This is a genomic window from Siminovitchia thermophila, assembly GCF_016909185.1.
Classification (GTDB): domain Bacteria; phylum Bacillota; class Bacilli; order Bacillales; family Bacillaceae_C; genus Siminovitchia; species Siminovitchia thermophila.
Genome location: NZ_JAFBFH010000069.1, coordinates 1 through 4,328, shown reverse-complemented (window position 1 = coordinate 4,328; position 4,328 = coordinate 1). Strand labels below are relative to the sequence as shown.

Annotated in this window: 5 protein-coding genes; 1 reads left to right on the top strand and 4 read right to left on the bottom strand. The window is 38.5% G+C overall.

Translation table 11 applies throughout. The features are described from left to right. Together mobV and JOC94_RS22425 are read right to left on the bottom strand one after the other, a co-directional pair. Positions 1-962: MobV family relaxase (mobV, locus tag JOC94_RS22430; protein WP_205180411.1), on the bottom strand; the 962-nt coding region annotated here is incomplete at its 3' end. A 461-nt stretch (positions 963-1,423) separates the two neighbouring features. Next, entirely contained in the window at positions 1,424-1,915 is a 492-nt protein-coding gene (locus JOC94_RS22425) for a hypothetical protein (protein WP_205180408.1), read from the bottom strand. Between the two features lie 122 nt (positions 1,916-2,037). On the opposite strand from JOC94_RS22425, the gene JOC94_RS22420 reads away from it, so the two are divergent. After that, positions 2,038-2,451, top strand: coding sequence for an HTH domain-containing protein (locus JOC94_RS22420; RefSeq protein ID WP_205180407.1), 414 nt, complete (start codon positions 2,038-2,040; stop codon positions 2,449-2,451). Between the two features lie 103 nt (positions 2,452-2,554). Here the strand turns inward: JOC94_RS22420 and JOC94_RS22415 are convergent, their stop codons facing one another. Further along, positions 2,555-3,592, bottom strand: coding sequence for a protein rep (locus JOC94_RS22415; protein WP_236017189.1), 1,038 nt, complete (start codon positions 3,590-3,592; stop codon positions 2,555-2,557). A gap of 268 nt (positions 3,593-3,860) precedes the next feature. Continuing rightward, positions 3,861-4,289, bottom strand: coding sequence for a hypothetical protein (locus JOC94_RS22410; RefSeq protein WP_205180406.1), 429 nt, complete (start codon positions 4,287-4,289; stop codon positions 3,861-3,863). Between the last annotated feature and the right edge of the window lie 39 nt (positions 4,290-4,328).

Below are 4,328 nucleotides of genomic sequence, written 5' to 3'. Positions count from 1 at the left end.
AGATCAGTATTTCTCAACCGCACATAGTCTTTTTTTATGATGGCTGCAGCATTCACTTTTACCGACAACTCTTTCATGTGCTTTGGAGACAGAACATAATTGCCCGTTTCTTTTTCCTCTGATTTCATGAAACCAGTTTTGACCGTTTCCGTTTCCTTTTTGAGAAATGGGATTTTCTCTTTTGTATCTGAAAGTATCTCAAGACTTTTCTCAAATTCAGAACGAACCTCATGGAGTTCACTCTTTTTTTCTAGCAATGCCTTTTCTGTCATGGCCAGCTCTCTTTGATTTTCCTGCACTTTATAACGAGCCACATCCAAATGCCTGGCATCTGACTTTTCAAGACCACGCTCGAGGGAAAATCCCTTTTTGTTCATGTGTTCCACATATTTGGTTTGAACTTCCGCCATGTCCTCACGAGTTTTGATGAAATGCTTGCGACTGATTGCCAGGACATCCTGTTTTCGTCTGCCATCATATTTTTTGACGAGTGGCACAGCCACCACGTGCATATGGGGCGTTTTTTCATCCGTGTGAACGACCGCGTGAAGAATATTTTTTTCTTCAATACCGATTCCCTTTGTAATAAATTCAAGAGAAGCCCTGCCCCATTCTTCAATTTCCTCACGGGATTTCCCCTCAAAATACTCAGGGGTTGCACTCATCAGAAATTCGCAAGCGACATCCGCTTTATCGCCATTGATTTTATCCAGAAACGATTTTTGACGGCTTTTCCGAGTTTTTTTCATTTGCTCTTCATGCTGTTTTTTCAAATCCTCGGTCACATGGCCGAACATTTCCAAGTAAGTTCCCGTACACCTTTTGAGGGTGATATTTTCATGAGAACGACTTAAATCAATATCTTTATTGGTTTCCGATTTTCGGTCTAAATTGTGCTTACCGATCCCCCGTAAATCAAACGTCGTTTTGATTCCGCTGACCCGAAAAATAGCTTTCCCCATGAAAAAAAACACCCCCAAATAATCCCCTCCATTTTACTAGAGAAAGAGCTTATTGGGAAGTGGAAAGTGCCAATAAGAGAACGCATTCTTATATTGGCACTCGGAACTGTCGTGTTCCTAGCCAATATGTGCGCTCTGCCGAGGGCTATTCGGCGGCCGCCGAACGATGCTGACGCATGGAAAAACCTTGAACGCTGTCCAAACCTGCAAGGGGAAATCTTCCCCTTGACCCCATCCAAAAACTCCCCCAGCCCCCTCAATTTTTGAGGGGGCTCCCTCGCCGGTAGGCAGGTCAAAACAAAGTTTTGACAATGCCAAGAGGGTTTGGGTGTAGTGAGGTTGTCAATTTGAATTTGCTCCTTATGCTCCCTCCGGTCCGCTACCGCAAATTCAAATTGACAACCGCTACATGTCACACTCCTTACTCAAAATAAAAAAGAAGGATGGCGACGCCATCCTTCTTATCCTTTGTACTTCCATTTTAAATGAGCTCCATCAAATGACCATCCAACACCTTTTTGTGAGACAAGCATACCCGATAACGAAGCATAGAATATGTTGTTCTTAAGTCTAGCTACTTGAATACGCCCACTTCTACCGGTAATAGTATGTCGACCATGTGAAAGACCACTGCTCAAGTTGGTAACAATAACTGTACCTTTAAAAGACTTAAACTTATGCCCCTTATTCATCTTTACATTATAGACTATTTGATTTTGTGCATTCACATGAAAATTAACTGTACCAATTCTTTTCACTCTCGCTGCTCTAAGAAGCTGCCCAGCTGAAGGAGAAGCATAAGAGTCTACTCCTTCAAAACTACCATCTTCATAAATTGCTATACTTACTTTTGATTGATCAACCTGAGCATCGAGCTCTCCAGCACTTACACTTGGCATGAACATTGTCACTGACAATACAAGTGCAACAACCAACAAAAACATTTTTTTCATAAAATAATCCCCTTTCTATGTATATTTAATGTTCATAATATACTAAAATAGGAAGCGATACCAATTTAATCAGAAAGGGGTAGATCCAAATTACAAATTACGAAGAAATACAAAACGTAGAAATGTCAACAAAGGGCACAAACTCCTTTAAAAAAGAAATACAAGATTTAGTAAACAAATATGATTTAGAGTTCAAACAAATATCAAAACTCCTTAATATTCCTTTAGATAAATTGAACAATATGCTGAATCACAAGGTAGGGATAACAGATCACGAAGAAGAAAAAATAGAAAATAAACTGGCAATGTTGAACCATGGATTTTCTTCAGGCATTGAAGCAAAAGAACGAGTTCAAATTATATTAGACAATCTAATAGACCAATTTGAATTGTCTATTAGTAACATATCTAAAATAATAAACGTCGAAGAAAAAGAACTATTGAATTTTAAGGAAAATAAACCTGTTCCAAAAGAAATTGAATTAAACATAGCCGTTAACACCATAATGCTTAATTTTGTATTAAACCAAACCTGACTGCGACGTCCTTTAGATTCAAAAAAAATCAAAAAAAAAATCAAAAAAAATAAAAAAAGGCTGCCAACTCACGAAGAAGGTAGCCTTTTTCTGGTAATCTCACTCATCTTCTAATCATGTAATTATTTAAGCCAACGTGCCAGTATGCCATGATGTCAACTGCGCCATTTGCTATCTCATCAGATTCATCATCAATATGAATTAAATCGCCATCCTCTGAGTCACTAAGATTCAATTCCTTATGTATTTTCTTCAGTAAGCCGCCATAGGAAATTAAACGCTTATAGGCTAATGCCCTATCCAAGTCTTTGACGGTCTGCACATTTTCAGGAGTCACTTTATTTCCACGAATCACGTCTGTATCCTTCATTGGATACTTGGAAACTTCAAAAATGGCATTTTGTTCCGCAATGGTCTTTTTTATTTCCTGTTCCATTTCAATAAAATCAGGCGATTCCTTTTTAGGCTTAACTTTAGCCACATGAACGATCGGGATATAATCCAATTTCATGGCACGTTGCCACATGCTTGTCCATTCCGCCTGTTTAATATAATTACGCCCAAAATAATCATTCGGTACTGCTAACAAAACATGAAAATGAGGATGATACGTGCCGTACCACTCACTTTCTTTATCCCAATTCCGAGTCACTTCTAGTGCTCGAAAATAGCCTTTGATTGACCTTTTAAATTTGACGTAGCCAGCAAAGCGATTCCACGCCTTCGTCATCAGATCCATTGTGTCTTTTAGTTCCTCCCCACCCACATTTCGAACAGTCAGTGTGAGAAATACCCATTTCACATTTTCACGCTCATTGACCGCTTGAATGATTTTTTTATTTTGGAAAGCAATTTTCAATGATCTGCGCCAGTTGCACATTGGGCATAACCTCGCTTTGCAGAAATAGGCTTGATACAGCTTCAAACGTTCATCTTTCAGTTTGAACGATAAAAAACTACCGCATTCGTACATTCGCTCTGCTTTTTTTCCCAATTCTGCTATTTCATGATGTTCAGCCATAAGCAACGAACGCTTTTTCTTGCCCTTCCAATCCCTTTCTTTTCCCTGGCCATCTTTATCACTCAAAATTTTATTTGATTTTGATAGCATATCCATGCTATCATGTGGGTATAAATGCATAGAAGAAACCTCGCCTTCTGGGTGAGGATGAAACCCACCCTATGATTGAACTTAGACACTTTAATCATAACAGGTGGGTTTTTACATGTCAAAACCTGATCAAAGCCTTGAGGCTCTAAGGCTGAACATATATTTACACACTTGAGTTGTTTCTATATAGTATCAAGATAAGAAAGAACTGTTTTTCACTCCGTTCAAAACAGGGGTTTTCGCTTCGCTCTAACCCCTAAAAAACTTCAAAAACAAAAAACGCCTTTATGGCGTTTTTTTATCGTTCGAAACCTCGATTTCGATCTTCACTCAATTCTCTCTTATACACCTTTTCAAACTCACTAGCCTGCGGTCTTAAATTTTGCTTCTCACGAGCTTGGGATATTTTTACCTTAATTTTATCTACCAAACTCTTAAAAACGTTTTTGAAGGCTCTAGCGTCCTCTGTGCGCTCTTTTAAAAATTCTTTAGTACTTTTATATACCAAACCTATTTCGCGCTTTAAATCGCTTATCTCGTCTTTTAAAAGGTCATTCTCCCAAAACAGCTTTGTTTTTTCTTTTTGCAAAGCAGAATTGCGCTTCTTTAGCTGTTCATTTTCCTTCAATGCTTCGGAAGCAATTTCCCACAATTGCTGATTTTCTTTTACCAGATCAGTATTTCTCAACCGCACATAGTCTTTTTTTATGATGGCTGCAGCATTCACTTTTACCGACAACTCTTTCATGTGCTTTGGAGACAGAAC

Bases quoted from the DNA above. Each gene is read 5' to 3' on its own strand.
- JOC94_RS22415 (WP_236017189.1), bottom strand. From the start codon at position 3,592: ATGCATTTATACCCACATGATAGCATGGATATGCTATCAAAATCAAAT.
- JOC94_RS22420 (WP_205180407.1), top strand. From the start codon at position 2,038: ATGTCAACAAAGGGCACAAACTCCTTTAAAAAAGAAATACAAGATTTA.
- JOC94_RS22425 (WP_205180408.1), bottom strand. From the start codon at position 1,915: ATGAAAAAAATGTTTTTGTTGGTTGTTGCACTTGTATTGTCAGTGACA.